Origin of the sequence: Nonomuraea endophytica, from assembly GCF_014203235.1 — a bacterium.
GTDB classification, from domain to species: Bacteria; Actinomycetota; Actinomycetes; order Streptosporangiales; family Streptosporangiaceae; genus Nonomuraea; species Nonomuraea endophytica.
Genome location: NZ_JACHIN010000009.1, coordinates 202,329 through 217,738 on the forward strand (window position 1 = coordinate 202,329; position 15,410 = coordinate 217,738).

The 15,410-nt window shown below is 69.8% G+C and carries 16 protein-coding genes; 4 read left to right on the top strand and 12 right to left on the bottom strand.

Annotated elements, in window-relative coordinates:
• Nucleotides 1-91: 91 nt before the first annotated feature.
• From HNR40_RS31430 to HNR40_RS31445, 4 genes are all read right to left on the bottom strand, one after another.
• Nucleotides 92-1,480: a class II fumarate hydratase gene (locus HNR40_RS31430; RefSeq protein WP_184967695.1), complete on the bottom strand. Its 1,389-nt coding sequence runs from the start codon at nt 1,478-1,480 to the stop codon at nt 92-94.
• A 27-nt stretch (nt 1,481-1,507) separates the two neighbouring features.
• Nucleotides 1,508-2,875: a serine/threonine-protein kinase gene (locus HNR40_RS31435; RefSeq protein WP_184967697.1), complete on the bottom strand. Its 1,368-nt coding sequence runs from the start codon at nt 2,873-2,875 to the stop codon at nt 1,508-1,510.
• 35 nt (nt 2,876-2,910) lie between these two features.
• Entirely contained in the window at nt 2,911-4,020 is a 1,110-nt protein-coding gene (locus tag HNR40_RS31440) for a serine/threonine-protein kinase (RefSeq protein ID WP_184967700.1), read from the bottom strand.
• A gap of 70 nt (nt 4,021-4,090) precedes the next feature.
• Nucleotides 4,091-4,699: a superoxide dismutase gene (locus tag HNR40_RS31445; RefSeq protein ID WP_184967702.1), complete on the bottom strand. Its 609-nt coding sequence runs from the start codon at nt 4,697-4,699 to the stop codon at nt 4,091-4,093.
• Between the two features lie 520 nt (nt 4,700-5,219).
• Here HNR40_RS31445 and HNR40_RS31450 point away from each other — a divergent pair.
• Nucleotides 5,220-5,408, top strand: a complete 189-nt coding sequence (locus tag HNR40_RS31450; protein WP_184967704.1) for a DUF5999 family protein — start codon at nt 5,220-5,222, stop codon at nt 5,406-5,408.
• Nucleotides 5,409-5,709: 301 nt separating this feature from the next.
• On the opposite strand, the gene HNR40_RS31455 is transcribed toward HNR40_RS31450, so the two are convergent.
• From HNR40_RS31455 to HNR40_RS31465, 3 genes are read right to left on the bottom strand one after another with little or no spacing between them, the layout of a single operon-like run.
• The gene (locus tag HNR40_RS31455; RefSeq protein ID WP_221341063.1) at nt 5,710-6,636 is read right to left on the bottom strand and encodes a phosphotransferase family protein; all 927 of its coding nucleotides are present in this window, start codon (nt 6,634-6,636) and stop codon (nt 5,710-5,712) included.
• A gap of 16 nt (nt 6,637-6,652) precedes the next feature.
• Nucleotides 6,653-8,299 (bottom strand): fumarate hydratase, encoded by a 1,647-nt coding sequence (locus HNR40_RS31460; protein ID WP_184967706.1) that lies wholly within the window; start codon nt 8,297-8,299, stop codon nt 6,653-6,655.
• A 45-nt stretch (nt 8,300-8,344) separates the two neighbouring features.
• Complete coding sequence (locus HNR40_RS31465; RefSeq protein ID WP_221341064.1) at nt 8,345-8,929, bottom strand: DinB family protein; 585 nt, start codon at nt 8,927-8,929, stop codon at nt 8,345-8,347.
• A gap of 38 nt (nt 8,930-8,967) precedes the next feature.
• On the opposite strand from HNR40_RS31465, the gene HNR40_RS31470 reads away from it, so the two are divergent.
• Nucleotides 8,968-9,600 carry a maleylpyruvate isomerase N-terminal domain-containing protein gene (locus HNR40_RS31470; protein ID WP_184967709.1) on the top strand — a complete coding sequence of 211 codons (633 nt, stop codon included), beginning with the start codon at nt 8,968-8,970 and terminating at the stop codon, nt 9,598-9,600.
• Between the two features lie 98 nt (nt 9,601-9,698).
• Nucleotides 9,699-10,547: an SDR family oxidoreductase gene (locus HNR40_RS31475; RefSeq protein WP_184967711.1), complete on the top strand. Its 849-nt coding sequence runs from the start codon at nt 9,699-9,701 to the stop codon at nt 10,545-10,547.
• On the opposite strand, the gene HNR40_RS31480 is transcribed toward HNR40_RS31475, so the two are convergent.
• From HNR40_RS31480 to pdxR, 3 genes are read right to left on the bottom strand one after another with little or no spacing between them, the layout of a single operon-like run.
• A complete protein-coding gene (locus tag HNR40_RS31480; RefSeq protein ID WP_184967712.1) occupies nt 10,537-11,397 on the bottom strand; it encodes a Cgl0159 family (beta/alpha)8-fold protein in 861 nt (286 codons plus the stop codon). The genes HNR40_RS31475 and HNR40_RS31480 overlap by 11 nt on opposite strands.
• A 9-nt stretch (nt 11,398-11,406) precedes the next feature.
• Entirely contained in the window at nt 11,407-12,345 is a 939-nt protein-coding gene (locus HNR40_RS31485) for a Gfo/Idh/MocA family protein (RefSeq protein ID WP_184967714.1), read from the bottom strand.
• Nucleotides 12,346-12,393: 48 nt separating this feature from the next.
• A complete protein-coding gene (pdxR, locus tag HNR40_RS31490; RefSeq protein ID WP_184967716.1) occupies nt 12,394-13,755 on the bottom strand; it encodes a MocR-like pyridoxine biosynthesis transcription factor PdxR in 1,362 nt (453 codons plus the stop codon).
• 68 nt (nt 13,756-13,823) lie between these two features.
• On the opposite strand from pdxR, the gene HNR40_RS31495 reads away from it, so the two are divergent.
• Nucleotides 13,824-14,708, top strand: coding sequence for an EamA family transporter (locus tag HNR40_RS31495; RefSeq protein WP_184967718.1), 885 nt, complete (start codon nt 13,824-13,826; stop codon nt 14,706-14,708).
• On the opposite strand, the gene HNR40_RS56600 is transcribed toward HNR40_RS31495, so the two are convergent.
• Both HNR40_RS56600 and HNR40_RS31500 read right to left on the bottom strand, forming a co-directional pair.
• Complete coding sequence (locus tag HNR40_RS56600) at nt 14,674-14,799, bottom strand: hypothetical protein (RefSeq protein ID WP_281395584.1); 126 nt, start codon at nt 14,797-14,799, stop codon at nt 14,674-14,676. The genes HNR40_RS31495 and HNR40_RS56600 overlap by 35 nt on opposite strands.
• 71 nt (nt 14,800-14,870) lie before the next feature.
• The gene (locus HNR40_RS31500; RefSeq protein WP_184967720.1) at nt 14,871-15,371 is read right to left on the bottom strand and encodes an anthrone oxygenase family protein; all 501 of its coding nucleotides are present in this window, start codon (nt 15,369-15,371) and stop codon (nt 14,871-14,873) included.
• Between the last annotated feature and the right edge of the window lie 39 nt (nt 15,372-15,410).

Consider the following 15,410-nt stretch of genomic DNA (forward strand, 5'->3'; position numbering starts at 1 on the left):
ACCCCCACGATCGGCGCCCGCCCGCGTCGGCGGGTGGGGGTGGGGGCGGCTTCGCCGTAACGGATGGGCGGTTTGTAAGGACAGAACCCCGTCAGGAGGGCTTGGTCATGGAGAGGACGTCGAGGAGGGCATCGAGCTGAGACTCGGTGAGGGCACCGTTGGCGACGTGGCCGCGTTCGATGACGACCTGGCGGATGGTTTTGCGCTCGGTCAGGGCCTGCTTGGCGATTTTGGCCGCTTCCTCGTAGCCGATGTAGCGGTTCAGGGGCGTCACGATCGACGGCGAGGACTCGGCGTACTCGCGCAGCCGCTCCACGTTCGCCGTGATGCCGGAGACGGTGCGGTCGGCGAGCAGGCGTGAGATGGCGGCCAGCAGCCGGATCGACTCCAGGATGTTGCGCGCCATCACCGGGAGCTGGACGTTCAGCTCGAACGTGCCCGAGGCGCCGGCGAAGGTGATGGCCGCGTCGTTGCCGATGACCTGGGCGGCGACCATGGCCGTGGCCTCGGGGATGACGGGGTTCACCTTGCCCGGCATGATCGACGAGCCGGGCTGCAGGTCGGGCAGGTTGATCTCGCCGAGCCCCGCGCGGGGGCCCGAGCCCATCCAGCGGAGGTCGTTGGCGATCTTGTTCAGCGAGACGGCCACGACCTTGAGCTGCCCGGACAGCTCGACGATCGAGTCCTGCGCGCTCTGCGCCTCGAAGTGGTCGTCCGCCTCGCGGAAGGCGATGCCGGTGGCCTCGCGCAGCTTCGCGATCGCCTGCTCGGCGAAGCCCGGCGGCGTGTTGATGCCGGTGCCGACCGCGGTGCCGCCCAGGGGGAGTTCGAGCACGTGGGGCAGCGCCGAGCGGACGCGGGCCACGCCGTGCTCGATCTGCGCGGCGTAACCGCCGAACTCCTGGCCCAGGGTGACCGGCGTCGCGTCCATGAGGTGCGTGCGGCCCGACTTCACGTGGTCGGCGAACTCCGCCGCCTTCACCCGCAACGCCGCCGCCAGGTGCTCAAGCGAGGGCAGCAGGTGGAAGGTGACCTCGGTCGCGGCGGCCACGTGGATCGAGGTCGGGAAGACGTCGTTGGACGACTGCGAGGCGTTGACGTGGTCGTTCGGGTGCACCGGACGGCCCAGCCGCTCCTCGGCCAGGCTGGCGATCACCTCGTTGGCGTTCATGTTGGACGAGGTGCCTGAGCCGGTCTGGAAGACGTCGATGGGGAAGTGCGCGTCGTACTCGTTGTCGGCCACGTCCGCGGCCGCCTGCGCGATCGCCTCGGCCAGGTCCTTGTCGATCACGCCGAGCTCGCCGTTGACCTCCGCGGCCACGGCCTTGATCAGGCCGAGCGCGGCGATGTGGGCCGGCTCAAGGGGGCGGCCGGAGACCGGGAAGTTCTCCACGGCGCGCTGGGTCTGCGCCCGCCAGCGCGCCCCCGCCGGGACCCGGACCTCGCCCATGGAGTCATGCTCAATCCGAAACTCGCTCATGGATCCCAGTCTGTCTCATGGGTGCGGTCAGCTGACGAGCGCCACGATGAGGATCGCGATGATGACCGCGGTCGCCGCGGCCACGGCCATGAGGATGAGCATGCCGCGCTTGTTGCCGGTCTGCGGCGGCTCCTGGTTGGTGCCGGCGATGGCGAACAGGTCGGTGCCCAGCCCCTTCTCCTCGAAGACCGGCGGCGGCGGTGGCTGTTGCTGCCGCTGTTGTTGAGGGCGCATGTGCGGGGGCGGCGGGTAGACCTGCTGGCCGGGCGGGTAGACGCGCATGGTGTTGACGTCCCCCTCGTCGACCGGAGGCCGGCGCACGGGAGGAGCCGGGGGCTGAGGCCGGGGCGTGGGGTGGGGCGTCTGGTGGGGTGCCGTGTTGGCTGAGGCCGGGTATGCGGGGGCCTGCGGGTTGCGTACGGGCGGGGCCGGGGGACGGGCTGCCGTGGGCATCTGGGGTGGTTTGGGGACCCGTACGGCGATCGTACGGTCCGGGTCGTAGCCCTCTGCGGGCCTCGGGGGCCGCGGCGGCGCCTTCGGCTGCTCGTCCTTGATGATCGGGATCTCGCTGGTGGGCGTGTCGGCGACCATCCTGAGCATGGTCTCGGCCTGGGCCGCGCTCAGCCGCTGCTTGTAGTCCTTGTTCAGCAGCCCGGTCAGCGCCGGGCGCAACGGCCCGGCCTGCGTGGGCAGGTCGGCGTTCTCGCTGAGCAGCGCCGCCAGCGTCTCGGCGATCGACGAGCGCTCGTACGCCGGCCGTCCCTCGACCGCGAAGTACAAGGTCGCGCCGAGTGACCAGATGTCTGATTCGGGACCGGTGTATTCGCCTCTGGCGCGTTCCGGAGCGGTGTAGCCGGGCGAGCCGATCACCATGCCGGTCTTGGTGAGCTTGCTGTCGCCCTCCTGCTTGGCGATGCCGAAGTCGGTCAGCACCACCCGCCCGCTCGCGGTGACGAGAACGTTGCCGGGCTTGACGTCGCGGTGGGTGATCCCTTGGGCGTGCGCGGCGCGCAGCGCGCCCAGGAGGTCGACGCCGATCTCGGCCACGAGCCGCGGCGGCAGCGGGCCCTCCTCGTCGATGACCTGCTCAAGCGAGCGGGCCTCGACCAGCTCCATGATGATCCACGGGCTGTTGTCATCGATGATGACGTCGTGGATCGAGGCGACCGACGGGTGGTTGATCCTGGAGGCCGTCCGGCCCTCCCTGACCATGCGCTCGCGCAGCTCGGCACGTTGCTCCTCGCTGAGCCCCGGGTCCTGGCGAATCTCCTTGACCGCCACGTCCCGGCCGAGGGCGCGATCGCGGGCGCGCCACACGGTGCCCATGGTGCCCCGGCCAAGCGGGGCTATCAGCTCGTAGCGCTCCGCGAGCAGGCGTGTGTGCTGTTCCGGCATGGGTAGAAGATATCGATTCTCGCTTAGGAAGTGCTTTACCCTCGCTTGCGAAGTTCTCGCGGCCAGAAACGACGAGGAAGGCACAACTTTATCACTGCGGCTTTGAATCGGGCATAAGCCGACAAAGTGGGACGCTGCTCCACGCGTTTGCGGTGCACGCCCTCACCCTGCCTGCGCTCCATCCTCGGCCCGGGTACGGCCAGCGCGGCCGCCGTGGCCTCCGCCCGATGCAGCCCGCGATGCGCGGGCCTGCGCGCGAAAGACGGGGTGTTGATCACCGGCGTCGGCCGCGCGCCCCTCTTCACCGGCAGTGGTTCCTCGGCCGATCCGCCCGCCGCCACGCGGGCCAGCATCAGCGAGGCGCGCACCGAGTCGAGCCGGGTCTCCGGGTCGATGCGCAGCAGGGCGTCGAGCACGGGCGCCAGCGGGCCCGCCTTGGCCATCGGGATCGGTTCGCCACTGGTCAGGGCGGCCAGGGCGGCGGCAGCCGTACGTCTGCCGTGGAGGCCTCTGCCCTCGGCGGCGGTGTAGAGGGTCGCGCCGAGCGACCACAGGTCGGCGGCGGGACTGGCCTTGGCCCCGAGCACCCGCTCGGGCGCGATGTAGCCCGCGGACCCCAGCACGATGCCCGCCTGCGTGATCGAGACGTCGCCCTCCAGCGCGGCCAGGCCGAAGTCGGTGAGCACCGCGCGGTCCTCGGTCACCAGCACGTTGCTGGGCTTCACGTCGCGGTGCAGGATGCCCTTGGCGTGGACGGCGCGCAGCGCGCCCAGGATCTGGCGGCCGATCTCGGCGGCCTTGCGCGGGTGGAGCGGTCCGTCCTCAAGGATGAGCTGCTCCAGGGACTTGGCCTGGAGCAGCTCCATCACGATCCACGGCCGATCGTCCTCGGTGACCACGTCGAAGACGGTGATGACCGAGGGGTGGGCGACCATCGCGGTGGCCCGGCCCTCGCGCTCGGTGCGGGCGCACAACTCCGCGCGCAGTTCTTCATCGAGTACGGCGGGCAGCCGCACCTCCTTGACCGCCACGTGCCGGTCAAGCAACTCGTCATGCGCTCGCCAAACGGTGCCCATGCCACCGCGGCCAACCGGCTCCAACAACCGGTAGCGCGCGGCGAGGAGGTAACCGGCGGGCGCACGCATGGCAGGCAGCTTACCTATTTGTGTAAACCGACCAGTAGAGGCCGGGCCGATAAAAAGTTGCGAACTTTGGTCAACTCGCTTGACTTGTGACGTCAGCGAACCTACGCGTCACGTCGTCCCAGTTGATCAGGCTCCACAGCTTCTCCACATAGTCCGGACGGACGTTGCGGTACTGCAGGTAGTACGCGTGCTCCCAGGCGTCGAACACCAGGAGCGGCGTGCTGTTCATGCCGACGTTGCCATGGTGGTCGTAGACCTGCTCGACGACCAGGCGCTTGCCGAGCGGTTCCCACGCCAGGATGCCCCAACCGGAACCCTGCACCCCGGCGGTGGCCGTCGTCAACTGCTTCTGGAAGGCCTCGAACGTGCCGAAGTGCTCGTCGATGGCCGCCCGCAGCGCGCCGTCGGGGCGGTCGCCGCCGTCGGGGGAGAGGTTCTCCCAGAAGATCGAGTGCAGCACGTGGCCGGAGAGGTTGAACGCGAACGTCTTCTCCAGGCCGACCAGCCCGCCGAACTCGCCCTTGTCGCGGGCCTCCGCGAGACGCTCCAGGGTGTCGTTGGCGCCCTTGACGTACGCCGCGTGGTGCTTGGCGTGGTGCAGCTCCAGGATCTCGCCGGTGATGGCGGGCTCCAGTGCCGCGTAGTCGTAAGGCATGTCAGGAAGGGTGTACTCACCCATGTGTCCTCCTAGTCGATCACTGGCATCCGACACTATTGCAACTATCTCGCAGCTGCATCAGACCTGCGACCTAGGACTCGCTCTTCTTGCGAAGAGTTCGCAACTAAGACATCATGGCAGGAGTTAGGTCCTGGCTGTGCGGGCGAACGGTCTCCGTTCGTCCGCACTGCTGTTTCTGCCTGCGGCCGGTTCGTCCCCAACTCCCGTTGTAGGGGGACCCCTGAACCCGCTTACGAAACCCTTGTCGCGTCTTGTCAGTGGGTTGTAGGTGTGCGGTAAGAGGTACGGCGCAGAGTGAAGCCATGAAGCAGGCAGGCAGCCCCCGAAACTGTCGGTCCCGATCGTCAGACTGAGGGCAAGCGCCCAGACCTAAGGGACGTGATGAAGATGCGCCAGACCCAGATCAGGCCCCGTCCGAAGAAGCCCGCCGGGACCGCGCTGGACCTCCGCACTCCGTCAGGGCGCAAGCTGCCCTTCTGAAAACCACAAGCTTTTCCAGGAGTCACCTGAGAGGTGCGCGATGTGCGGTCACCAGCCGATCTGCCCCACTGCCTACTCCGCCGACCGTGAGGCGTCGCACGTGATCTCGGCCCACCCTGACCAGGGCTGGAGCCTGCTGTGCAACGGTGTGGTGCTGTTCGAGGACACCGGGTTGCTGCTGCCGGACGGTTCGATCGTCGCCCCCCACCGGGAGCCGATCGCCGCCTGACAGGCAAGGTCCTCCACCCTTGGCGCGCTTCGCGCGTGTGGGAGTTCCGGGCGTTCTTCCAGTCGAGCTGAAGCTCGACCCCTGTCGGTCCTCGCTCCGCTCGCTTGAAACCGGCCGAGCGCCCGGGGGCGGGAGGAGACGCTCACTGGTAACCCAGCCGTGTGTCCGGACACTCGGCCCCTGAGCCCACCCTCCAGGGCCATGTCAGGCCGACGGCGCCTTCTGCTCGGGGAGACACACGCGCGCCGAGCTCCGCCATGGCGGGATCGGGAGTGCGCCTCACACCGCGTACCAAGCACCGTCACACGAGCAGCGCTTCGAGCTCCGGTAGTCGGCCGAACAGGTCGGGGAGGCCGCGCAGGCCGTTCCGTACGGACTCGTGCGACAGCGCGAGGTCAGGCCCAGTGCCAGGCTCGACACCGGCGAGGCACCGGAGGATGTTCCACCTCGTGTGCCCCAACCAGCCGCCGATCATGAACACGAACCAGCTCGGACCTGGCGGCGGCAGCGCTCCGCCCCCCGCGGCATAGCCGTCGAGGACCGAGCGGAAGACGGCGGGCTTGATGTCGTCGAAGCCAGGTCCCTTCGCGATGCTCAGCGCGGTCGAGCCGAGCTCACCGGACAGGTCGAGCATCCCCGAGAGCTCCCAGTCGAGCACCACCGGCCGACCCTCTCGGGCGAGCAGGTTCCACGGTTGGATGTCCCTGTGGGTCAGCACGACGGGGCCCGGCCGTTCGCAGGTGTCGACGAAGTGGGCGATCGCGAGGAACGTCTCGACGTGAGAGGCGAGTTCGCCGGCCCACGGCTGCCCGGTCGCGGCCGCCCGCGCGGCGAGTTCGGGCCAGTCGCGTGACGCCGGTTCCTCGATCGGCACATGGGTCCACGCGACGTCGAGCGCGTGGACGCGCGCGAGGATCTCACCGATCTCGAACGCGTACGCCGCCGGCACCGGCGCTTCCGGCACCTTCTCGCCCTCGACCCATCGGTGGACCAGCGTGTGGTGACCGGCCGAGATCGGCTCCGGCATCGGGATGCCGGCGGCGAAGGCCGCCCGCTCCAACCGGAACACGTCCTCGACGTTGTAGGTCCAGCGGCGGTCGACGACGTTCAGCTCTTTCACCGCGAACGACCCTTGGTCGGTGTCGAGCCGGTACATCCGGTTGGCGAACCCGCCGTGGACGCGAACCATCGGCCCGATCGGCGCGCCGAGCCGCGAAAGGTTCACCACCGCGCCGAATCAAGCGCTAGCGTGGCGGGCGCGTGATCGACAGGACGGGCCCGGTGCGGTCGGTGAAGAAGTCCTCGCCCTTGTCGTCCACCACGATGAACGCCGGGAAGTCCGCCACCTCGATCTTCCACACGGCCTCCATCCCCAGCTCGGGATACTCCAGGACCTCGACCTTCTTGATGCAGTCCTGGGCCAGGCGAGCCGCCGGCCCGCCGATGGAGCCGAGGTAGAACCCGCCGTACGCCGCGCACGCCTCGGTCACCTGCTTGGACCGGTTGCCCTTGGCCAGCATCACCATGGAACCGCCCGCCGCCTGGAACCGCTCGACGTAGGAGTCCATGCGCCCTGCCGTGGTCGGGCCGAAGGAGCCGGAGGCGTATCCCTCGGGCGTCTTGGCGGGTCCGGCGTAGTAGACCGCGTGGTCCTTCAGGTATTGCGGCATCTCGCCGCCGTTGTCGAGCAGTTCGCCGATCTTCGCGTGGGCGATGTCGCGGGCGACGACGAGCGGCCCGGTGAGCGACAGCCGCGTCTTGACCGGATACTTCGTGAGTTCGGCGAGGATCTCCTGCATCGGGCGGTTGAGGTTGATCTCCACCACGTCGTCGGACAGGTGCTCGTCCGTGGTCTCGGGCAGGAAGCGGGCCGGGTCGGTCTCCAGCTTCTCCAGGAAGACGCCCTCCGGCGTGATCTTCGCCAGCGCCTGCCGGTCCGCCGAGCACGACACCGCGATCGCCACCGGGCAGGACGCCCCGTGTCGCGGCAGTCTGATCACCCGCACGTCGTGGCAGAAGTACTTGCCGCCGAACTGCGCCCCGATGCCGAGCTTCTGGGTCAGCTCGAACACCTTCTTCTCCAGCTCCACGTCACGGAAGCCGTGCCCGGTCGCCGACCCTTCCGTGGGCAGCGCGTCGAGGTAGCGGGCGCTGGCGTACTTGGCCGTCTTCAGCGCGTACTCGGCGCTGGTGCCGCCCACGACCACCGCCAGATGGTACGGCGGGCAGGCCGCAGTGCCCAGTGACCGGATCTTCTCCTCCAGGAACGCCAGCATGCGCTTCTCGTTGAGCACCGCCTTGGTCTCCTGGTAAAGGAACGACTTGTTGGCCGACCCGCCGCCCTTGGCCATGAACAGCAGCTTGTAGCTGTCGTCGCCCTCGGCGTAGAGCTCGATCTGGGCGGGCAGGTTGCTGCCGGTGTTCTTCTCCTCCCACATCGTCAGCGGCGCCATCTGCGAGTAGCGGAGGTTGAGCTTGGTGTAGGCGTCGTAGACGCCGCGGGAGATGTGCTCGGCGTCGCGCCCGTCGGTGAGCACGTGGCGCCCGCGCTTGCCCATGACGATCGCGGTGCCGGTGTCCTGGCACATGGGCAGCACGCCGCCGGCCGAGATCGAGGCGTTCTTGAGCAGGTCGAGCGCGACGAAGCGGTCGTTGCCGCTCGACTCGGGATCGTCGACGATCTTCCGCAGCTGGGCCAGGTGGCTGGGCCGCAGGTAGTGGGAGATGTCGTGGATCGCGGTCTCGGTCAGCGACCGCAGCACCTCGGGGTCGACCTCGAGGAACGTCCGACCGGCCGCCTCGACCTTCCGCACCCCCTCCGTGGTGATGAGCCGGTACTCGGTCTCGTCGGCGCCAAGCGGAAGCAGGTCGGTGTAGTCGAACTCGGGCATTCTCTCGATCCTTTCGGTCCCCCTAGAGGGTACGCCCACCGGAGGTCAGCGCCCGCCCGCTTTCCGCGCGGCCGCCTCCACCCGGGCGTGGTGTTCCTCCCACCACGCGGTGTCGGTGGAGGGGAGGTTGTCGCTGCTCCGGCGCAGGCCGGCGGTGCCGTCGATCAGCTCCCTGACGATGTCGGCGTGCCCGGCGTGCCGGTTCGTCTCGGCCGTCATGTGGACGAGCAGCAGATGCAGGGTTGGGTGCCGGCGCTCCTCCGGCCACCAGGGCACGGTGCCGGTGGCGTCGAGGTCCAGTTCCTCGATGGTGGCGTCGGCATGGGCGCGCGTCCGCTCGTACAGGCTGAGGAGGTCGTCGCGCGACTCCTCAGGGGTGGCCCAGAGGTCGGAGTTGAGCTCGGCGTCCTCGGCGATCCACGGTATGGGCTCGGGGAAGGGCCGCTCGAACACGAATCCGAAGTAGCCGGCCTCGACCCCGGCCAGGTGCTTGACCAGACCGAGCAGGTTGGTCCCGGTCGGCGTCATCGGCCGACGCGCCTCGTACTCGTCCAGGCCCTCCAGCTTCCACACGATGGCGTCGCGGGCGTCACGCAGGTAGCGGTGGAGCTGTGCCTTGTGATCGGTCATGCTCAGAGTCTCCTGCACGGGGAAAGGGGTGTTCCACCATGGTCAGAGACGACTTCCTCGCCGCCGCCCGCTCGGCCGCGGAGCTTCTGCGCGCGCCGGAGGTGGCCGCGGCCTGGGACGGTCCGAGCGCGCTGGCCGACTTCACCGTGTCCGGCCTCGCCGGACATCTCGCCTATCAGGTCCTGGGTGTACGGCAGGCGCTGGCCGACCCGGTTCCCGAGGAGGAGACGGTCACCCTGCTCGGCCACTACGCCCGCGTGGAGTGGATCGGATCGGCTCCCGACGACCCGGTGAACGTCCGGATCAGGGACGGCGGCGAGCAGGTCGCGGCGGAGGGCGCGGCCGCCCTGGCCGGGGCGCTCGACGCGACGGTGGCCGAGCTGGCGCGGACGCTGGCCGTGGTGCCGGAGCGGGCGGTGCGCATCGGGTTGTGGGGGCCGTGGTCGCTGTCGCTGGCCGACTTTCTCCGCACGCGGATGATGGAGCTGGCGGTGCACAGCGACGATCTGGCGGTGAGCGTGGGGGTGGCGACGCCGGTGCTGCCCGACGCGGTGATGGAGACGGTGATCGACCTGCTGGCGCGGCTGGCCGTACGGCGTCATGGGGGGACTGAGGTGTTGCGGGCGCTGTCGCGGGCCGAGCGTGCGCCGGGGAGTATCGCCGCCTTCTGAATGAGACGAGACGGTTCGTCTTGACACGAATGGGCTGGGGTCTGCATACTTCCTGAAGCGAGACGAACCGTCTCGGTTCACTTTCTGAGGAGAACAGTATGCGTACCGCCCAAACGTGGTTCATCACCGGTGCCAGCCGCGGTCTCGGCCGCGCGTTCACGGAGGCCGCGCTGGAGCGCGGTGACCGGGTGGCCGCCGTGGCCAGGAACGTCGGATCCCTGCGTGAGCTTCAGGGGAGGTATCCGGACGGGCTGCTGGTCCAGGTGCTCGACGTGACCGACCGGGACGCGGTGTTCTCCGCGGTGAAGGCCGCGCATGAGCACTTCGGCCGCCTGGACATCGTGGTCAACAACGCCGGGACCATGTCGTCCGGCATGATCGAGGAGTTCACCGAGCAGGAGGCCAGGGCGCAGTTCGAGGTCAACTTCTTCGGGGCGTTGTGGGTGGCGCAGGCGGCGATGCCGTACCTGAGAGAGCAGAGGTCGGGGCACATCGTGCAGATCTCCAGCATCGGGGCGCTCGGCGCGTTCCCCACGACGGGCCTCTACAGCGCGAGCAAGTTCGCGCTGGAGGGCATGAGCGAGGCGCTGGCCATGGAGGCGGCCCAGTTCGGGGTCAAGCTCACGATGGTCCAGCCGGGCGGCTACTGGACTGATCTGTACACGAGCATGGCCACGGCCGAGGCGCGGCCGGAGTATGCCGAGCTGCGCGCCGAGCTGGCCAAGCAGTGGGCGGAGGGTTCGGCGGACAGCGAGCCGCGCCTGGCCGCCGAGGCCATGCTGAAGCTGGTCGACAGCCCGAACCCGCCGCTGCGCCTGCTGCTCGGCAGCCTGGTCTACGACCTGGCGTTCAGCGTCTCCCAGCAGCGCATGGAGACGTGGGCCGCCTGGGAGGAGGTCAGCCGGGCGGCCGAGAAGGCGGTGCCCGCTCCCGAGCTCAGGGCGTGAGCATGGAGACGGCGGTGTCCACGGCCCCGGCCACGTCGTCGTCCTGCGGATACAGCAGCGCCCGGCCCACGACCAGCCCGCGCACGCCGGGCAACTGCAGGGCTTTGCGCCATGCCGCGTACGCCAGATCGGGCGCCTCGCCGGGATCGCCGCCCAGCAGAAGCGTGGGCAGGGTGGTGGCGGCCATGACGCGCTCCATGTCCGCCACGACCGGGATCTTCAGCCAGGTCCTGGCCGAGGTCGCGCCGAGACCCTGGGCGACGTTGACGGCCTTGATGACGCCCTCGGGCGACAGGTCGTGCCCGGAGCGGGCCGACCAGAACGGCTCGACCATGGCGATCAGGCCCCCGGCCGCGAGCTCGGTCACCGCCCTGCCGCAGGACTCCAGCGTGGCGGCGGTGCCGGGCTCGTCGAGGGCGATGCGGCAGAGCATCTTGCCGCCGTCGAGCCGCATCCGGGCGATCGTCTGCGCGTCGTAGGAGGTGAAGCGGTCGTCGAACTCGAAGACCGCTCCCTGGATGCCGCCCCGGTTCATGGAGCCGATCACGATCTTGCCGTGCAGGGCGCCGAGCAGCAGCAGGTCCTCGACCACGTCCGGCGTGGCCAGCAGCCCGTCCACGCCCGGCCTGGACAGCGCGACCACCAGGCGGTCGAGCAGCTCAACCCGGCTGCCCATGGCCAGCGGCCGGGGGCCGGCCCCGAGCGCGCCGCGCGCCGGATGGTCGGCCGCGATGATCATGAGCTGCCCGCGCGCGCCGTTGGTGGGACGGCGCCGCCGCGAGGCCGCCGCGTCCGCGATCCGCTCCGGATACAGGGCCCTGATCTGCCTGATCTCGCGGTAGTCAGCCAACGCCCACCATCACGACACCTCCGTGATCTCTGTGATCTCGACAGGACGCCGCTCGCGCCGCGACAGCTCAGCCGCCTCGGCGACGTAGAGGGCGGCCAGCGCGTCCTCAATCGTGCACTGACTGGTCGAACTACGCAGAAAAGCATCGATCTCATTCGCGTACGCGTCGGCGAACCGGGTGACGAAGTCCGGCCAGGGCGGCCCGTCGAACCCGCTGATCGGCGCACGTGGCCCCAGCCCGACCGCGTGGGTGGCCTTGCTGCCGGCCAGTTCCATCCGCACGTCGTAACCGGCGCCGTTGTAGCGCGAGCCCTGCAAGGTGGCCAGGGTGCCGTCGTCGAGCGTGAGCAGCGCGGCGCTGGTGTCCACGTCTCCGGCGGCGGCGAAGAAGTCCGCGTGGCCCAGGTTCGAGCCGGTGGCGTAGACGGTGGCCACCTCGCGGCCGGTGATCCAGCGCAGCAGGTCGAAGTCGTGGATGTGGCAGTCGCGGAAGATCCCGCCCGAGGTGGCGATGTACTCGGCGGGCGGCGGCGCCGGATCGGCGGTGATGAGGTGGAGCCGGTGCGGTTCGCCCAGCTCACCCGCGCGCAACGCCCGTGCGGCCGCGGCGAAACCGGGGTCGAAACGCCGCTGGAACCCGATCTGCACGTGCGCGCCCGTCTTGGCGGCCAGCTCGGCCAGCGTGCGGGTCTCCTCGACGGTCGCGGCCACCGGCTTCTCGCAGAAGGCCGGGATGCCGCGCTCCATGGCCGTCCTCAGCAGCTCGGCGTGCGTCCCCGTCGGCGTGGCGATGACCACCGCGTCGCAGGTGAACGGGTCACCTGCCCGCCCGTGCGGCGACGTGCGCACGGGATCGGCGACGATCAGCTCCTCGACCAGTGGGTGGGCGGCCAGCGTGGCCGCGTGGAAGGCTCCGATCCTGCCCAGGCCGAGCAGTCCGACGCGCATCGCGCCTCCAAGGGTGTCCGGATTTCTTTTCTAGGCGACGCCTCTGCCTCAGTCAATACTTTGTCCTGACATTCTGACCTTTAGCTCGCGTACGGCTCCCGCCGCCCGATGCACCGGCACCCGCGCGAACCCGAGCACCATCGCCGGCGGCCCCGGGCTGAACCGCATCGGCCCCACCGGCTCGGCGGCCAGCCCGAGCGCCTGCGCGGCGGCGGCCGCGGCCGGCTCGTCCCAGTCATCGGGCAGCTCCAGGTAGACGTGCAGACCGGCCTCGATGCCCCGCACCCGGATCTCGGGGAGCTGCTCGTTCAGCGCGGTGACCAGCGCGTCCCTGCGCCGCCGGTACTCCCTGCGGGTGCGCCGCAGGTGCCGGTCGTAGCCGCCGGTGCGCAGGAAGTGGGCCAGCGCGTATTGCTCGATCACCGGGGAGCCGAGGTCGAGCTCGCCGCGCGCCTGCCGTACGGCGGAGGCGAGGTCTTCCGGCGCGGCCACCCAGCCCAGCCGCAGACCCGGGGCCAGCGACTTGCTCACGCTGCCCGAGAGGATCACCCGGTCGGGCGCGAGCCCCTGCAGGCAGCCGACGGGGTCGCGGTCGAAGCGGAACTCGGCGTCGTAGTCGTCCTCCAGCACGATCCCGCCCCACTCGATGAGCTCGGCGCGGCGGCCGGGGGAGAGCACGACGCCGGTCGGGTAGTGGTGGGCGGGCGTGAGCAGCACCGCGTCGGCCCCACTGGCGGCCAGCGCCTTGACGTCCAGGCCCTCGTCGTCGCTGGGCACCGGCACCGGCGTCGCGCCCGCCCTCCTGATCAGCGGGATCTGGCGGGGGCTGCTGGGGTCCTCGATGGCCAGCCGTTCGACGCCGAGCACGAGCAGGCTCAGGCTGAGTCCCTGCGCGACGCCGCCGACGATGATGAGGTTCTCCGGACGCACGTCGGCGGCCCTGACCCGCTTGAGGTACCCGGCCAGCTCCTGCCTGAGCTCCGGCACGCCGCCCGGGTCGCCGTAGTCGAACGCGTCGGAGGGCAGCGTGGTCAGCACGTGCCTGACCGAGGCCAGCCAGCGCTCGCGCGGGAAACCGCTCAGGTCGGGCGAGGTGGGGCGATGGCCGTAAAAGGGGGCGCAGACGGTGTCCTGGCGCGGCAGCGGGGCCTGGCGCGGGGCGGCGACGGCCGCGGCCACGTGGGTGCCCTTGCCCACCCGCGAGACCAGGAAGCCCTCCGCGACCAGCTGCTCATACGCCTCCACCACCACGCCGCGCGAGACGACCAGATCCGCGGCCAGGTCGCGGCTGGCGGGCAGGCGGGTGCCGGGCGCGAGGCGGCCGTCACGGATCGACCCGCGCAGCTCGGCGGCGAGCTGCGCGGCCAGCCCCCCTCGGTCCCGGTCGAGCGGAACATGAAGATCGGTCACATTGGTCCCCGTTTATCGCGGGATATTGGACTGTTTCGGCAAGCCATTGTCTTTCTAGCATGCTGCCCATGAGAAGCGGAGCTTTCGGCGCGGCCACGGCCATGTTCATGGTGGGAACGCTCGCCGCCGTGTCCGGCCTGATCAAGGACTATCCGGTGTACGGCGGGCAGGCCGTGCGCTACCTCTTGGCCGCGGTGGTCCTGCTGGGGGTGACCAGGGCGCTCGGGCTGCGGTTCGTCCGGCTGACGGCCCGGGAGTTCGGTTGCCTGGTGGGGCTGGCCGTACTTGGTCTGGTGGTCTTCAACATCTGCGTGATCGAGTCCACCCGCGACTCCGGTCCGGCGCTGGTCGGCACCGTACTGGGGACCGTACCGCTGGTGCTCGCGCTGGTCAGCGGGCGGCCCGCGCCGCGGCTGCTGGTAGGGGCCGTCGTCGTCGTGGCCGGGGCGACGCTGGCCACCGGGCTCGGGACGGGGAGCACCGGCGGGCTGCTGTGGGCGCTCGGGGCGCTGGTGGGGGAGGTGAGCTTCTCGCTCCTGGCCATTCCGCTGCTGCCGAAGCTGGGGGCGATCCGGGTGTCGGCGTACTCGACGGCGCTGGCCGTGCCCATGCTGGCCGTGACCGGGGTCGCGGTCGAGGGCGCGTCGATGTTCCGGGCGCCCACGATGCCGGAGGCGCTCGGACTGCTCTACCTGGCCGTCGTGGTGACGGTGGTGGCGTTCTTCCTCTGGTACTCGGCGTTGCCCAGGCTCGGGGCGGGGCGGGCTGGGTTGTTCGCCGGGATGATCCCGGTCGGTGCGATCGTGACCGGGACGGTGCTCGGCGTCGCCACGCCCTCCGTCTACGACCTGCTCGGCGCCGGGCTGGTGATCGCCGGCATCGTGGTCGGGCTCACCGCTCGGCGGGAGTCCCCGGTGGCTAGCGTTTCAGAGTCGGCCACTGTCCGCTCTTGATGCCGCTCAGCACGATGAACACGGTGGCGACCCCGATGCCGCCCACGACGAGCAGGCCGATGACCATGATGACGATGTAGCCGACTTCCATGGCGGCCTCCCTCCCCTTGTTAAAGGTGGAACGCTGGGAGAGAGGCACGCGGTGTCCCGATATTTCGCCTTTTACTGAGATTTTGCGCCGTGAACGACCAGGGCCCACATGAAGCACCCGAACGACCCCGTAGCCGCCAGGGCCCGCACGATGTTCCACGTCACCCACTTGGCCTCAAAGGCCTCCCGAACCGCTCCCAGATCGGCGATCTTGCCCGGATCCCCAGCCTTGGCCAGCTGGTCGTTCAGCGGAACATTCACCCCCGCGGTGACAAAGAACATCACCAGATAGAGCACGAACCCCGCGATCACCCACGGCAACACCGGCCGCAGATCACCCCGCCAGTGCAGAATCACCGCCGCCAGCATGAACAGAAGCCCGCCCATAAAGGCGCTCATGAACAACGGGTTGAGGATCGCGACGTTGATCCGCTGCATCGCCTCGACGAGCGTGCGGCTACTACTTTGCTTCAGCCCCGGCATCACCGCGTAGGCGAACGCCGCGAACAACCCGGCCATGAGACCGGCGCTGAGCGTGGACAGGATCAGTGTGAGCGTGCTGAGTGCTTTCAAGCTGTTCTCCGTGGTGCGGTACGGCAGGCGAACGTCACC